Here is a 14,953-nt window from a genome sequence, read left to right as displayed (position 1 = left end):
CGCGACCGATCAGGATCACACTGGCCGGCTCCTCGGAGGTGAAGCCCTGCAAATGTACTGTCAGGCCGGCGATCTGGACCTGCGGCGGCGTCTCCGTCCACGCGTTGAGGTGGTAGCCCACCACGGCGACCTGACCCAGCCGATCGGACAACGCCGCAACCAGGGCTGGCAGCTCGATAGCTAACCGCGTTGATCGCGGCCACCACGCCCCGTCGACGTACGCCGAGGCAAGCGAGTTAGGCGTGATCTGCAACCGCGGCGCGCTGTCGGACTCCCCCCGGCTGACTCCCCGATCGTCGTTCATAGACTGGGGTCCTTTCCGGCCGGCGAGGTGCTCGATGGGCTGTGCCCGACCCACACCAGGTGCGTGACAGACGCTCGAACCGAACGCCGACCTCAAACCGCACGCTACCCGGGCAAGGTGACCGCAGCGGGGGCGCGCAGTGAACAGCGGGGGACGGGGCCAGACGGGCGAAGTGGGCTTGCAGCATGCGTACTTTGCCAAGCCTTGGGTTGCTAGTCGACGTTCGCGGAGGCGAATAGGCTGTGAACCTGTGAGCCCCGACCCGGAAATGCCCGACCCGGAAACGGATGCCGACCCACCCGATGCCCAGTCGGGCTCAGCGGCGACGCATCCAACCGAGCCGCACGCCTATGGTGCGGCCCGGTCGAATTGGTTGCGCGCCGGTGTATTAGGCGCCAACGACGGGATCGTATCGGTGGCCGGCCTCGTCGTCGGTGTGGCCGCAGTGACCACTCACCGCGGGCCCGTCCTCGCCGCAGGCATCGCCGGGCTCGTAGCGGGAGCTGTAGCAATGGCGCTGGGCGAATACGTCTCGGTCAGCACCCAACGCGACACCCAAAAGGCACTGCTGGCCTTGGAACGCCGAGAACTCGCCGAAACCCCGGCCAAAGAGCTCGACGAACTGGCCGGCCTCTACGAGGCCAAGGGGCTCAGTCCGGCCACCGCCCGTGCGGTGGCGAAAGAGCTGACGGCCCACGATGTCTTCGCGGCGCACGTGGATGTCGAATTGGGCATCGACCCCGACGACCTGACCGACCCCTGGCAGGCGGCGCTGTCTTCTGCTGTCTCGTTCACCCTCGGTGCGTTGCTGCCGCTGATCGCGATCCTGGCTCCACCAGTTGTCGCCCGGATCCCGGTCACCTTCGCCGCGGTGCTGCTCGCGTTGGCCCTGACCGGCACCATCAGTGCGCGCCTGGGCGGCGGTGACCCTCGCCGCGCGGTACTCCGCATCGTGGCCGGCGGAGCGATCGCGATGATGGTCACCTACGGGATAGGACAACTGCTCGGCGTGGCGGGCATCTAAAGCAACCCGCCGGAGGGGACAGCCGTCCCGGAAACAGCGACTGGCGTCTCCGTCGCCATGACCATCGACAGCGCCCGCGGGTGCGACAGCAATCTTGAACTCCAACGTCGTCGGCGCGGTGAGCTCGATTTTGAGCAGACGTTCGCGAGTACGTTCGTCGACGAAAACTTGATGGGTCGGCCGTCGTTGGTAACCCACAACCGATTCGGGACCTCTGCCGCTGGCGGCTGGGTGGATCCTCCGACACGTTTGCGGCTCCGTCGCACTGGTCCCCGCAGGTCTTGGTCGCGCCACAAGCGTTGCAGCTTCTTGTAATCAGCGCCGAGGGGCTCCGGGGTAGTTTCACACCAACCGTCGTCCTGGCGTGTCCCCGTCACTTGGCCAAGAAGGCCGCGAGCGCAACGCAGATCGAGACCACAGCGAGAAACCCATTCGCGACTGTGAGGTAAAGGATGTATCTGGCCAGCTTCTGATCCGCGCGTATCGCGCGCTCCGTGTCCCGGCGGCCAAGCTCATCGAGGTAGTAGCTCACGCCGGGATCGAGGGTATGGGCGATGTCATCGTGCGCCTTTATCAGGTCTTCGTCCGAGGCGTCGCGCAGTTGCTTGAGCGTCATTGCCATGACCTCATGATGCCCAACACGACTTGACGAGCCTGCTCGATTCTGGCCAGTGCCGGCTAGCGTCAGGAGAAAGAATCGCAACCACGACGGCACAAATGGCACGTCGCCCACGCTGTTGGTCTACATTGTCGGTCAACACCGTTGACAACCCCGCCGATACGGCGTGTACTGGAGACCTGCACCCGGATCAGAGGCATCGACATGCTTGTCATCGTTGGATTGATTGTTCTGCTCGTCGCCGTCACGGTCGCGATCGCCATGCTGACTAATGCGGGCGGCACCCATGACAGCTTCGCCGTATTGAGTGACCGGGTCGGCGAGCACCTAGCTCCTGTTCGGGATCGGGATCGGAGCGATGGTGTCTCAGGGGCTGAGCGTATTGCTGCCCGGCGCGCGAGGCCGGTAACTCCGGGCGTTGCCAGCGTGGATCGTGCTGTGCCACAGCTCAACTGGCTGAAGATGACCTACCGTCGAGGTGAGAGTCCAGAAATGAGGCCACGGTGAGCGCCACCGTGCCCGGGCAGGCCACATGGTCGCCGTGCAGGTCGAGATACATCACCTCGCTCACCTGACCCGGCCCCATCCCATGGTGTTCCGGGCTGGTGGCAACATCGTCAGAGCGATGGCTGCCCGGCTCCGAGCCGAAGCTGCGGTAACCTACGGTTTCGTAGGTTAGTGGTCGGGAAAGTTACGGATGCCTGTTGCCCGTCCCCCGTCCTGTCCTGGCGCGAGCCGGCGCTTCATCCGCCATATACCTCATGTTTCACATCGTGGACATCAGCCGTAGGCCAACATCGTTGACACGCCTGGCACCACGGTGTGTACTGGAGATCTATCAAGAATTGAGGGCGTCGACATGCTTGTCATCGTGGGATTGATCGTTCTGTTTGTCGCCGTGATCGTCGGAGTGGTCGGCGTGCTCGGCAACGCGGGCGCCGCCCACCCGTTGACCGAGAACTTCTCGGTTTTGGGCTATCACGTCACCGGGTCGACCGGCACCCTCAAAAGCTCCCAGCGCGAAGCGGCGTTTTTGAACCAAGACCGCGACAGGCTGCTCGAACACCGGCAGCACACCGGCGCAGCCACCGGTTCACCGGCGCACCAGGAGCTGGCCACCACCCGCCGGCCCAGGACGCCGCTGCTCGGCCGCTTCTCGCGCGGTCGACAATCGAGTCGACAATCGATGAGCGCCGATCACGTTGACACAATTGGGTAGCCACCGAGCCGGGATCGATACTGTCGGCGCGCAGACGGCCCCAGGTGACGGACTGCCATGTGGCCCAACCCAGTCCATGACACCCCGGTCTCAACCGATCCAACATCGATCAAGCTCGATCAACTCGAGGAGCCGATATGGCTGCCAGCACAGCAATTTTAACCCTCGCCGCGATCGCGGCGGTTCTGCTCATCGCGGCTCTCGCGCGGGTGGCGCGCAACAAACGCAACCAACGCCGCCACGTCGAAGCCGACGTCTGAGCGGCCCAAGCCTTCGGTGGGCAACTGGGAACCCGACGGAAGGAGGGAACGATGGCAATCTCTGACGTTCCGGCGTTCGCTCACCTGACCGGCGCCGACATCGAGAATCTGGCCGTCGAGCTGGATGCGATCCGCCAGGATATCGAGGACTCCCGCGGTGAGCGCGACGCGCGCTACATCCGCCGCACCATCGCCGCCCAGCGCGCGCTCGAGGTCGCGGGCCGGGTGATGCTGGCCGGCAGCTCGAAACGCTCCGCGTGGTGGGCGGGAACGGTGACGCTCGGCGTGGCCAAAATCGTCGAGAACATGGAGATCGGCCACAACGTCATGCATGGCCAGTGGGACTGGATGAACGATCCCGAGATCCACTCCTCGACCTGGGAGTGGGACATGAGCGGGGCGTCCAAACACTGGCGATTCACCCACAACTTCCAGCACCACAAGTACACCAACATCCTCGGCATGGATGACGACGTGGGTTATAGCACGCTGCGCGTCACCCGTGACCAGCCCTGGAAGCACTACAACATCGGCAACCTGCTGTTGAACACCGTCCTCGCGCTCGGGTTCGAGTGGGGAATTGGTTTGCAGCCCTTGGAGCTCCGCACAATCTTCAAGGGCGGCTCGGAACGCGAAGCCACCCTCGTGCAGCTGCGCGAGTTCTCGACCAAGGCGGCGCGGCAGGTGGTCAAGGACTACGTCGCGTTCCCGGCGCTGACCTCGCTCTCGCGGCGGGCGACCTACAAGTCAACCCTGAAGGCCAACGTCCTGGCTAACGTGATCCGCAATGTCTGGGCCAACGCGGTGATCTTTTGCGGCCACTTCCCTGATGGCGCCGAGAAATTCACCAAGACCGACATGATCGGTGAAACCAAGGGCCAGTGGTACCTGCGCCAGATGCTGGGTAGTGCCAACTTCGACGCCGGACCGGTGCTGCGGTTCATGAGCGGCAACCTGTGCCATCAGATTGAACACCACCTGTACCCCGACCTGCCCAGCAACCGGCTGGCTGAGATCTCGGTGCGAGTGCGCCAGGTCTGCGACAAGTACGACCTGCCCTACACGTCGGGCTCGTTTTTGTTGCAGTACGGCAAGGCGTGGCGCACCATCGCCAAGCTGTCGCTGCCGAACAAGTACCTGTCCGACACCGCTGACGATGCAGCGGAAACCCGCAGCGAGCGGATGTTCGCCGCGCTGGAACCCGGTTTCGCGGGCACCGACACGGCGACCGGGCGGCGCCGCGGGCTCAAGACAGCGATCGCGACGGTCCGCCAGTGGCGCCGCGACCAGCGCGTCGCCCAAGGCCGCAGACTAGGGCATCGATCAGGCCTGGGTCAGCACCGGCGGCGGCAGCCGCCGGCTGGGGCGACCCGCCCGACCGCTGCAGGGTGTAGTCACAAGTAGGACCACCGGACCGGCCCCGTGCGACCCTTACGCCGCTCGGCTACGCGTCTGCTGTCGCCCGCACCTGGTGGGCGGCGGCAACGAGGTTCCGCAGGGACGCGGTGACTTCAGCGGTCTGGCGGGTCTTGAGTCCGCAGTCGGGGTTGACCCATAGCCTTTGTGCGGGAATTGCTTTCAATGCCGCACGCAGCGACGAGGCGATTTCGTCGGTGCCGGGGACGCGGGGGGAGTGGATGTCGTACACGCCGGGGCCGACGCTGTTGGCAAAGCCCGCCGCGTTGAGGTCGTCGAGCACTTCCATGTGGGAGCGGGCCGCCTCGATGGAGGTCACGTCGGCGTCGAGGTCGGCGATGGCGCCGATCACCTCGCCGAACTCCGAGTAGCACAGATGGGTGTGGATCTGGGTGGCGTCGCTGACTCCGGAGGTCGCCAACCGGAAGGCGCCGACCGCCCATGACAGGTAGGCGTCTTTGTCTTTGGTGCGCAGCGGCAGCAGTTCGCGCAGGGCGGGTTCGTCGACTTGGATGATCGCGATACCCGCCGCTTGCAGGTCCACGGTTTCGTCGCGGACGGCCAGTGCGATCTGGTTGGCGGTGTCGGCCAGCGGCTGGTCATCCCGGACGAACGACCACGCCAGGATGGTGACCGGCCCGGTAAGCATGCCTTTGACGGGCTTGTTCGTCAGCGACTGGGCGTAGGTGATCCAGTCGATCGTCATCGGGTGCGGGCGGGCGACGTCGCCGTAGAGGATGGGTGGGCGCACGCACCGGGTGCCGTAGGACTGCACCCAGCCGTTTTGGGTGGCGAAGAAGCCGTCGAGCTGTTCGGCGAAGTACTGCACCATGTCGTTGCGCTCGGGCTCGCCGTGCACCAGCACGTCAAGGCCGATGTTTTCTTGGAGCCCGATCACGCCGGCGATCTCGGCTTTCATTCGGCGTTCGTATTCGGTTTGGTCGATGTCACCGGCGCGCACCGCAGCGCGGGCCTTGCGAATCTCGGCGGTTTGCGGATAGGACCCGATGGTCGTGGTCGCCAGCGCCGGCAGATGTAGTCGCGCATTTTGGCGTTCCCGTCGATCCTCGGCGCGGCCGCGATGCACACCCGCGGCGAGGATGGCGTCCAGCCGGGCGCGGACCCGACGGTTGCACAGGCGGGGATCGGCCCTGCGCGAGGCGATCGCGGCATTGGAGGATTCGATCGCGGACCCGACGCTGTCGCGGCCTTCGCGGAGGGCTTTGGCCAGGGTGGCGACCTCGGCAACCTTCTCTGCACCGAACGCCAGCCAACTGCGCAGTGCGTCATCGAGGCCGCCTTCGGGCTCCAGCGAGTACGGGACGTGCAGGGTCGAGCACGACGTCGACACCGCAACAGCGCGGGCCGAATCCAGCAAGGTCGCCAGCTTGGCGAGCGCCGCCTCGAGGTCGGTGCGCCACACATTTCGGCCGTCCACGACACCGGCCACCACGAGCTTGTCGGCCAGGTCGGGCACCCCCGTGATCGCGGCCTCACCGCCGGCCACCAGATCGACTCCGATCGCCTCGACCGAGGTGCGCGCCAGCGCCCGCAACGCGGTGTCGAGCGCTCCGAAATAGGAGGCCACCAAAATCGCGGGGCGCGGGGACGCGTTACCCAGCTGCGTGTAGGTGCGCTCAGCGAGGTCGGCCGCATTGCCGAGAATGTCCGTGACCAGCACGGGTTCGTCGATCTGCACCCACTGCGCCCCGGCATCGGCCAGCAGCGCCAACAATTCCGAGTAAAGCGGTAACAACTCATCGAGACGGCCGACCGGCGACGACGCGCCGTCCACCGGCTTGCTCAACGCCAGCAAGGTGATCGGCCCGATGATCACCGGGCGCGCCGGAAAGCCCTGCGCGTGTGCCTCTTTCAGCTCGCCGAGGACCTTGTCGGGGTTGAGGCGCAATCGGGTCCGTGGGCCGATCTCGGGGACGATGTAGTGGTAGTTGGTGTCGAACCACTTCGTCATCTCCAAGGGGGCGATCTCGTCGGTGCCGCGCGCCGCGGCGAAATAGCGGTCCAGATCATCCTCGATGCCGGCGACCCGCGGCGGCAGCGCACCGAGCATCACCGCCGTGTCCAGCATCTGGTCGTAGTAGGAAAACGTGTTCACCGGAATCGAATCCAGGCCGCCGGAGGCCTGCGCGGACCAGGCGTCGAAACGCAAGCCGGAGGCGACAGCCTCCAGGCCGGAGCGGTTGACCCGGCCTGCCCAGTAGCCCTCGATCGCGCGCTTGAGTTCGCGCCGCGGTCCGATCCGGGGGGAACCCAGGATGGTGGCGGTAAACGGCTGTGCGGTGAATGGCTGCGGTGTCACGAGACGTCCTTCGTGTTGCCATGGGTGCTCATCGCCGTCCGACGTGCGATCGAGCCGGTGCTGTCATGTCGGACCGCAGGGTCAACGACTACGGCCCATCCGCCCATTCCAGGAGGCGATGCTGTGAACCGGTGCCGCTGACGGCGGTCGTCCCTGTAGACCGCTGCGGGACAGTCCTGAATTCCCAACGGGTTCCCTCCCGCGGGGCCCCCGGTAGCGGCGCGCCCCGCTCGACGCCCACGACACACTGAGTGCCATCGGCGAACCAGCTGCGTATTTCACACTACCGGGCCCAGCGGCCAACCAACCGCGGCCGCGGCGCCCGGCGAAGTGATCTCGCGAGCATGGAGTTTCCTGATGACTAATTCGGCGGCGCCGCCACGACCCCGTGACTCGGTAAACTACAAGGATGTAATTTGTGGGGGCCCCGCGGCGAGCCCCCACCAGCTGAGGAAAACGAGCCCCCACCAGCTGAGGAAAAGTCGATGATCGATCAACTGAAGATAGCGAGGGTGGAGCTCGACGAGCGGGACCCTTTCCGCGCAACGTTCAACGTGCACCTGTCCCGCGCCATGACGCATTTCGAGCGGCAGACGCTGTCGCCGCTGCTCTCCGGCAGATTCTCGCCCGCCGAGGTGAGAGGTCCTTCGATGGTGGCCGTGCGGAACGTGACGATCGCGATGATCGAGGACCACAGGGACCTGCTCAAGCAGATCGTCGCCGAGGCCGAATGTCTTGCCAGGGCAATGCAAGACGACGGAGACGGACGGAACGCCCAATCCGCGGCGAGGGTGCAGAATGTCCGTCGGCGCGCCGCGGCCATCGACTGGAGCTGATGCGCCGGGACACGCAGTTGCCCAAGCGAGTCATGACCGGTGCACACGCCCACGGCCGCGCGGGCAGGTTTCGAATCGGAAAGGTCGGGCAGCACCGCCGGTGGCCGGCTCAGTGAATGCCGACGCGGGCTACCTGTCTGCGATCAGCCCCAACCTGATCCGCCGGCGGCGCAACGGCCCACGATCGGCATAGCAACGTTGTTTGCCGCTGCGGCCCCCTTGGACAGCTGTACTGACCGCGGACGTTGGTGACGGCGTGGCGTTTCGGTTGTTATCCGTGACCGGAGCCGCAGCCGACGCCGGGGATGCAGCCGCCGCCGCCAGGGCTGCCGCCGGGACCGGCGTTCACGCCTCCCGAGCCGCACCCGACTCCGCTGGCGGTCGGGGCGCAGCCGGAGCCGCCGGGACCACCGCCGGGACCGCCGTTGACCCCGCCGGAGCCGCACTGGCCGTTGACGCAGCCACCCCCGCCAGGGCCGCCGCCGTTGTCGTCGGTCGGGAGGAAATGGATGCTCGCTGTGCTGACCGTCTGCGGGCTCGTTGCAATTGGCGTTGTGCTGGCAGCGGCGATCGGTGCAGCGCCGATGAATGACGCAACAGCACCGGCCACCAACAAGGATGTGAAGTTCAGCTTTGTCATGCCAACCGGATAACCAGCATCAGCGGTCCCAGAACGCGAAACTTCGACCAACCGCTGACACCGTAGCCAGCGCGTTTCGCGCTCGGTCTTCAGCTCACCGCTTTCTTCACGAGAGCGCCGATTCTTGCCTCTTCGGCGGTGGTCAACTTCTTCAGAGCGATGCATGTCGGTGACCCTCTAACGTGCCGATCAGTTCGACAAACTGGCGAACATGCCCGGCTCGTAGGAACCCGCCGGGTTGCGCACGATCACGTTGATCCGGTTAGCCGCATTGATCAGGGCGACCAAACAGACCAGCGCGGCGATCTGGTCGTCGTCGTAGCGCTTGCGCACCTGCGCCCAGGTCTCGTCGCACACGCCGTGGTGGGCGTCGGCAAGCCGGGTACCTTCCTCGGCGAGTGCCAGCGCGGCCCGCTCGGCCTCGGTGAACACAGTTGGCTCGCGCCACACCGCGACCAGGTTGAGCCGGAGCGCGGTTTCACCGGCGGCCGCGGCCTCCTTGGTATGCATATCGGTGCAGAAACCACAGCCGTTGATCTGACTGGACCGGAGCTTGCCGCGCCGCCCCTAGTAACGGACGACTCGGGCTCGCATTCTGCTCGCAGTTTCACCGCGCGCAGACCCGAATGCCGCAATGACGGTCCTTTGGCCGCTCGGGAAGTGACGAACGCCCAACGTAGAGCTGCCTGCCAGGGGCTAACGTCATCGAGACGCCGGCACGACGATCACGTGAGGGGAGACCATGAACGAGAAAGAAATTGATGATCAGGAACTCGCGAAGTGGGATCCGGAGTTCACCAAGCTGGCTAATTTTTTCGCGCCCGTTGTGAGGCGATGGTTCCGGGCAGAGGTACGGGGGTTGGAGAACGTTCCGCCCGTCGGCGGCGCGTTGATGGTTTCGAATCACTCCGGCGGCGTGCTGACACCTGATGTACTCGTCTTGGGCCCAGCCTTCTACGACAAGTTCGGATACGACCGCCCCCTCTACACATTGGCCCACTACTTCATATTCTTCACACCGTTCCGCGCGTACTTGGGCCGGCTCGGCGTTGTCCATGCCACCCGGGAAAAGGCCGCGGAGGCGTTGCACTCGGGTGCGGTCGTGCTGGCGTTCCCCGGCGGGGACTACGACGCGTTCCGGCCGACGCTGACCCAGAACGTCATCGACTTCGACGGGCGCACTGGATATGTCAGAACCGCGATCGAAGCGGGCGTGCCCATCGTGCCTGCGGTGTCGATCGGAGGCCAGGAGACCCAGCTATTCGTAACCCGCGGCACCTGGCTGGCCAAGCGGTTGGGTCTGCCCCGACTGCGGGCGGAGATCATGCCGCTCACCATCGGTTTCCCGTTCGGCATGAGTGTGTTCTTCCCGGCCAATTTTCCGTTGCCAGCCAAGCTCATTTATCAGGTGCTGGAGCCGATCGACATCGTCGCCCAGTTCGGCGAGGATCCCGACGTCGACGAAGTTGACGCCCACGTCCGCTCGGTGATGCAGACCGCCCTCGACCGGCTGGGTCGCCAGCGGCGGTTCCCGGTGCTGGGCTGATCGAGCGATTCCCGGCATCGCTGAAGCCGGCGGCTCGGGTCATGACCTAGCCGAGGGACTGGACGGCGCGGGCGGTGGCCTGGCTGAGGCGAAGGATCCGCAGGTCCCCGATCGGTGTGCCCTGGCCGCGGTTGCACACCATCGCCAGGGCCAGTTCGTGCCCGGGATCGGCAAAGCCGCCGGAGCCGCCGAACCCGAAATGGCCGAAGCCCCGCGGGAACTGCTTGCTGATGATCGGCAGCCGGTGGTAGCCCAGGCGCCACTGCATGGTCATCATGATGACCCGGTCCCGTTGGTCGTTCTGGATTTCGCAGGCTTTGCGGACCGTCTCCTCAGAGAGGATGCGCACCCCGCCGAGCTGCCCACCGCCTGCCAGCATCGCCCACATGGCACCCAGCGACACGGCATCGAAATACCCGTTCATCGCGGGCACCGCGGCATCGAGCAGTCGGGGGTCAGCGATGACGTCCTCCATACCGCGGGAGAGGGCTGCGTTGACCATCCGATGCGGGTTGATCGGCGACCTCAGGACACCGAGACCCCGTGTCATCTGGCTGAACACGAAGCTGCCGACGGGTTCTGTCAGACCCTTGAAAGCCGGCGACATCGGTGCCAGGGGCGCCATTCGGTGCCGCTGTTCGGGCGGGCAGCCGATATACAGGCCGTCGAGCCCGAGCGGTTCAGCGATCTCCTTCTGGACAAACTTCTCGATCGGTATGCCCGAGATCCGCCGCACCAGCTCGCCGACCAGCCAGCCGAACGTCAGCGCGTGGTAGCCCACCGCAGTTCCCGGCTTGTATGCCGGCTTCGCCCGCGCCAGCGCGTCGGCCATATGCTCCCAATCGAGGATTTTCGAACTGTGGTCGATGATCGTGCCGAAGCGGTGTAGACCCGCGGAGTGGCTCAGCACCTGCCGAACAGTGATGTCGCCCTTACCGTTCTGGGCGAACTCTGGCCAGTACGTGGCGACCCGTTCGTCGTAGTCGAGCTCCCCGCGGTCGGCGAGCACATGGGCGCAGGTGGCGGTGACGCCTTTGGTCGTGCTCCAGCACATGGCAAGCGTGTCGCGCCCCCACGGATCCCCCTGCGGAGTGCGAAGTCCACCCCACAGGTCCACGACAAGCCTGCCGCGGTGATAAACGGCCACGGAGGCGCCGCCGTCGGTGTGTGCGATCTGATTTCTGAAGACGTCCGCCACTTCCCGAAACTCGTCGTCGCACCGACCTCCGGTCAGATCTGTCCGCAATGTGGAAGCTGCCAATTTCCCATCCTTCTGTTGGCCGATGTCGGCGAGTGCGATGACGGCGTCGTAGCCCTACGGATGTACCCGGCGAGCATGTCCAGATCCGGCACGCACGGCCCGGGTGACCCGGCGGTCGGGATCGCGCGGATTCGTAACAGCGAATGACCAGCATGGGCCACGCGCCATCAATCCAGGAGTGTGCGCCACACGCAGCCCCGCCGCGGCACTCTCGAGCAATTCGGCCGTGCAGAGTCGCCGAGGTATGGGCCGCTGCATGGATGGGCGCGGGTGATTAGGTCGCCGACGTCGTATCCGAGTTTGTCTGGCCGCAGTAGATTCGGCGGCGGGACCGCTCTCCCGGAGGTGCTCATGCGCCAGCTTCCTGCCGACCCAGGCCGCCGTGGCTGGCTCGCGCTCGGCGAGGACGCGCTTCCGGCAGGACAACACTGGCTGGCGCCCGGCGAGCTGGCCAGCCTGGCCGGGCTGCGGTACACCAAGCGGCGCACCGAGTTCCTGCTGCGCCGGGTGGTTGCCAAGCGTGCCGTCGCCTCGGTGACCGGCCGGCCCACCGACCCGGCCGCGCTTGCCGGCATCGAGGTGCGCAATGCGCCAAGCGGTGCCCCCTACGTGTGCGTCGACGGCGCCCCGATCGGGGTGGGGGTCTCGATCAGCGATCGTGCCGGTTGGGCGGTGTGTGTGACGTCGCCGGCGGGGCTGCCCGCCGTCGGCTGCGATCTGGAGTTGGTGGAGCCACGTTCGCCGGGCTTCGTGCGCGACTTCCTCACCGTGGCCGAGCAACGTCTGGTCGCCTCCTGCGCGGCGGGCGACGAGCGGGACGCGCTCACAAATCTGATCTGGTCGGCGAAGGAGAGTGCGCTGAAGGTGTTGCGGGTGGGGCTGCGCCGCGACACCCGCACGCTCGAGGTGACGCCGGCCGCGCCGCGCGGCGACGGTTGGGGCGCATTGACGGTGCGGGCCGTCGAAGGGACCGTTTTTCCCGGCTGGTGGCGGCGGGAAGGCCGGTTCCTGCTCACCGTCGCGGCGGAACTGGCCGGTCCGCCCCCCGCCGCGCTGGGCGACCCGGGGGTACTGGCGCCCGCGGCACCCCGACATACCTGGCTTCACCGGCCGCTATACCTCTGACATTCCGCGGTTCAGGGCGTCGACGATGTAGGGGCGCAACGCCTCGGCGCTGATGATGCGGTCCACCGAGCCCACCGCACGCGCCCGCTGCACGGTGTGGATCCGGTCGAACTCGTCGGCGACTTCACTGAGTTTCGCGGCCCGAACTGCCGCCGTGATTTCGGCGAATCGGGCCCGCGCCGTGCCGGCATCAGATCCCGTCGCGTCGCGCACCTGCTCGCCCGCCTCGCGTACACGAGGATCCTGAGCCGTGCGGGCGTCAACTTCCCGGGCAAAGACGGTGGCAGCCGCCGGCGCACCTCCGATCACCGACGCGAATGAGCCCTCCAGGGCGGCGATCTCCAGCCGCTCGTTGAGCTTCTTGGAGAAGACCACGAAAGCACCACCGTGGTAGCGGGAGACCACCACAAAGACGATCGGGCCGCGAAAGTTGGTCACCGCGCGGCCGATCTCGGCGCCATACTCCAATTGCCAGCGGCGCATGGACTCCGGCGAGCCGTCAAAACCGGACAGGTTCGCCAGCACGACAAGCGGACGGTTGGCGCTGGCGGCGTTGACTGCGCGTGCCACCTTGCGCGACGACTGCGGAAACAGCGTGCCGGATGACCACGAGCTGGGGCCGCCAGCCGGCACGAATCCGCGCCGAGGCACCGTGTGCGATTCGATCCCCAGCAAACACACCGGGATGCCGCCGATGTGCGCATCCCACACGATCGCGGTCTCCGCGCCGCGCCATTGCTCCCAGCGCTCCAAGGGCGCCGAATCGGTGTCGGCGGTGGCCCGCATCACCGACCGCATGTCGAACGGCTTCTTGCGCTCGGCGTTGTGGGTGGCCGAGAAGATTTCCCCGACTGTTGCCATGTCGCTGCCGGCGTCGGCGGTGTGCGGCGCGGAGCGCACGTCACGGTCCACCGGATCGGCCGTGGCACGCCGACGCGGCCACCTCTCGCCGGGCACCACGTAGGTGTGCTCGTAGTGGCGCAGCAGGATGTCGCATGCGTCGGCGAGGGTGGACGCCCAGTATTGGCCCTGGCCGTTCGGGCCCATGATCCGGTCGAAGCCGCCGATCCCGAAGTTGTCCTCCGCCGAAACCCCGCCGGAGAAGTCGAGTGCCTGCTTGCCGGTCAACACCATCGCGCTCGCGGGGGTCATCACCACGATGCCGCGGGTGTGCATCAGCATGGTCGCCTCGGCGTTCCAGTACGGCTGGGCGCCCACGTTCACCCCGGCGACAACAATATTCACCTCGCCGCCGCGCTGGGTGAACTCGATCACGCGGCGCAGCACTGCGCCGATCCAGTCCATGTTCTCGGTGCCGCTGTCCATCGCGATCTTGGCCCCGGACGACAGCGTGAACCATTCGACCGGTACACCCATCCGCTCGGCCAAACCCAGCGCCGCGATGATCCGCCGGCACTCCGGCTCGGCCAAGTTGCCAAGCCCGCGGGTCGGGTCGCCGAACAGCGCCACCCGGGTCATCCCTTCCGGCACCTTCTCCGTGTCGTTGCGCAGAAGTCCGACCACGACGTTGGCGGTGTTCATCCCGTATGGTCGCGACACCGGTACGAGGTTTCCCTGCTCATCGAGATCGTGCTCGATGAACTGGCCGGTAGGAAACCGCGCTACCGCCTCGGCCGGCGGGGTGAGCATCCGCACGATCTCATACGGGTAGGGGGCGCCAAAGCGGTTGGCGCGCAACAGTTTTTGCCGATACGGCGTCAAAGACCGGATCGGCTCCTGTCCCGGCGGGCGTTCGCGCACCGTCACACCTTCGCCTAGGCCCTCCACCTCCAGCACGCGGTCACGACCGTCGGCGAACTGTACGCGCAGCACCAGTTTCTCCAGGCCGGCGCCGAGCGCCAGCGGCGCCGTCGACCGGGCCAGTTCGGTCCACGCGTCGCGGGGCACATTCCACGGCGGGCGGATGTAGAGCACTATCCGGTTGGCCGCCGGCCGGTCCCGCCCGTCGAACGTGGCCAGCGCTTCCCACATCGCCGACAGGGCGAGCAAACCCATCAGCTCCAGCAGCGGGTATCGCACCACTCCGTCAGCGGCCCGAGCGGGGGTAAGGTCGCGCACTTCGGCGAGCGCGAACAGCCGGTGATCAGCGGGGTTGTCGTGGGACACGCCGTGGAACACGTACACGTCCTCGGCCGAGCGCAGCCGGCGCAACTTGAAATTCCCGAGCCGCCACAGGTCCAGCCGCTTGGCGAGCATCGGGTGCAGATTGCGGTAGAGGGGATCCTCGACGAATTGGCCATCCCGCTGGCGGTAGGTCACGTGATGGGTGCGAAATCGCTCCGGTGTTGCTCCGTCGACGGTCGTCACCGTCAGGTCCAGCCGGTGCAGCAGGCGGCCGAAGTCGCAGTCGGAAAGGAGTTTC

The 14,953-nt window shown here is 66.4% G+C and carries 15 protein-coding genes and 1 pseudogene; 8 read left to right on the top strand and 8 right to left on the bottom strand.

Annotation, left to right across the window (positions count from 1 at the left end):
* Positions 1 to 304, bottom strand: a 304-nt coding sequence (locus tag VKG81_RS03990) for a DUF5994 family protein (protein WP_324389920.1), incomplete at its 3' end; no start/stop codon positions are given.
* Positions 305 to 572: 268 nt separating this feature from the next.
* Between VKG81_RS03990 and VKG81_RS03985 the strand changes: the two genes are divergently transcribed.
* Complete coding sequence (locus VKG81_RS03985; protein WP_324389924.1) at positions 573 to 1,328, top strand: VIT family protein; 756 nt, start codon at positions 573 to 575, stop codon at positions 1,326 to 1,328.
* Between the two features lie 373 nt (positions 1,329 to 1,701).
* On the opposite strand, the gene VKG81_RS03975 is transcribed toward VKG81_RS03985, so the two are convergent.
* Positions 1,702 to 1,950, bottom strand: coding sequence for a hypothetical protein (locus VKG81_RS03975; protein ID WP_324389918.1), 249 nt, complete (start codon positions 1,948 to 1,950; stop codon positions 1,702 to 1,704).
* Between the two features lie 132 nt (positions 1,951 to 2,082).
* Complete coding sequence (locus VKG81_RS03970; RefSeq protein WP_324389916.1) at positions 2,083 to 2,274, bottom strand: hypothetical protein; 192 nt, start codon at positions 2,272 to 2,274, stop codon at positions 2,083 to 2,085.
* 544 nt (positions 2,275 to 2,818) lie between these two features.
* Between VKG81_RS03970 and VKG81_RS03965 the strand changes: the two genes are divergently transcribed.
* The 3 genes from VKG81_RS03965 to VKG81_RS03955 all read left to right on the top strand — a co-directional run bounded on the left by VKG81_RS03965 (position 2,819) and on the right by VKG81_RS03955 (position 4,830).
* Positions 2,819 to 3,166, top strand: a complete 348-nt coding sequence (locus tag VKG81_RS03965) for a hypothetical protein (protein WP_414685141.1) — start codon at positions 2,819 to 2,821, stop codon at positions 3,164 to 3,166.
* Between the two features lie 137 nt (positions 3,167 to 3,303).
* Positions 3,304 to 3,426 (top strand): hypothetical protein, encoded by a 123-nt coding sequence (locus VKG81_RS03960; protein WP_324389912.1) that lies wholly within the window; start codon positions 3,304 to 3,306, stop codon positions 3,424 to 3,426.
* Positions 3,427 to 3,477: 51 nt separating this feature from the next.
* The gene (locus VKG81_RS03955; protein ID WP_324389910.1) at positions 3,478 to 4,830 is read left to right on the top strand and encodes a fatty acid desaturase; all 1,353 of its coding nucleotides are present in this window, start codon (positions 3,478 to 3,480) and stop codon (positions 4,828 to 4,830) included.
* Positions 4,831 to 4,870: 40 nt separating this feature from the next.
* Here the strand turns inward: VKG81_RS03955 and metE are convergent, their stop codons facing one another.
* Entirely contained in the window at positions 4,871 to 7,162 is a 2,292-nt protein-coding gene (metE, locus tag VKG81_RS03950; protein ID WP_324389908.1) for a 5-methyltetrahydropteroyltriglutamate--homocysteine S-methyltransferase, read from the bottom strand.
* Positions 7,163 to 7,647: 485 nt separating this feature from the next.
* Between metE and VKG81_RS03945 the strand changes: the two genes are divergently transcribed.
* Entirely contained in the window at positions 7,648 to 7,998 is a 351-nt protein-coding gene (locus VKG81_RS03945; protein WP_324389906.1) for a hypothetical protein, read from the top strand.
* Between the two features lie 271 nt (positions 7,999 to 8,269).
* Here VKG81_RS03945 and VKG81_RS03940 read toward each other — a convergent pair whose 3' ends face one another.
* The gene (locus VKG81_RS03940) at positions 8,270 to 8,545 is read right to left on the bottom strand and encodes a PE-PGRS family protein (RefSeq protein ID WP_414685142.1); all 276 of its coding nucleotides are present in this window, start codon (positions 8,543 to 8,545) and stop codon (positions 8,270 to 8,272) included.
* Between VKG81_RS03940 and VKG81_RS03935 the strand changes: the two genes are divergently transcribed.
* Positions 8,508 to 8,651, top strand: coding sequence for a hypothetical protein (locus tag VKG81_RS03935; protein WP_324389926.1), 144 nt, complete (start codon positions 8,508 to 8,510; stop codon positions 8,649 to 8,651). The genes VKG81_RS03940 and VKG81_RS03935 overlap by 38 nt on opposite strands.
* Positions 8,652 to 8,827: 176 nt before the next feature.
* Here VKG81_RS03935 and VKG81_RS03930 read toward each other — a convergent pair.
* Positions 8,828 to 9,193: pseudogene (locus VKG81_RS03930) on the bottom strand (carboxymuconolactone decarboxylase family protein); the annotation flags it as partial.
* A gap of 187 nt (positions 9,194 to 9,380) precedes the next feature.
* Here VKG81_RS03930 and VKG81_RS03925 point away from each other — a divergent pair.
* A complete protein-coding gene (locus tag VKG81_RS03925; RefSeq protein WP_324389905.1) occupies positions 9,381 to 10,184 on the top strand; it encodes a lysophospholipid acyltransferase family protein in 804 nt (267 codons plus the stop codon).
* A 46-nt stretch (positions 10,185 to 10,230) separates the two neighbouring features.
* Here the strand turns inward: VKG81_RS03925 and VKG81_RS03920 are convergent, their stop codons facing one another.
* Positions 10,231 to 11,445, bottom strand: coding sequence for a serine hydrolase domain-containing protein (locus tag VKG81_RS03920; protein ID WP_324389903.1), 1,215 nt, complete (start codon positions 11,443 to 11,445; stop codon positions 10,231 to 10,233).
* Between the two features lie 351 nt (positions 11,446 to 11,796).
* Here VKG81_RS03920 and VKG81_RS03915 point away from each other — a divergent pair, with 351 nt between their 5' ends.
* Positions 11,797 to 12,570, top strand: coding sequence for a 4'-phosphopantetheinyl transferase family protein (locus tag VKG81_RS03915; protein ID WP_324389901.1), 774 nt, complete (start codon positions 11,797 to 11,799; stop codon positions 12,568 to 12,570).
* Here VKG81_RS03915 and VKG81_RS03910 read toward each other — a convergent pair.
* Positions 12,559 to 14,953: carboxyl transferase domain-containing protein (locus VKG81_RS03910; RefSeq protein WP_324389899.1), on the bottom strand; the 2,395-nt coding region annotated here is incomplete at its 5' end. The genes VKG81_RS03915 and VKG81_RS03910 overlap by 12 nt on opposite strands.

It is taken from the genome of Mycobacterium sp., assembly GCF_035314905.1.
In the GTDB taxonomy this organism is placed as follows: domain Bacteria; phylum Actinomycetota; class Actinomycetes; order Mycobacteriales; family Mycobacteriaceae; genus Mycobacterium.
This window is presented reverse-complemented; position numbering and strand designations above follow the sequence as displayed.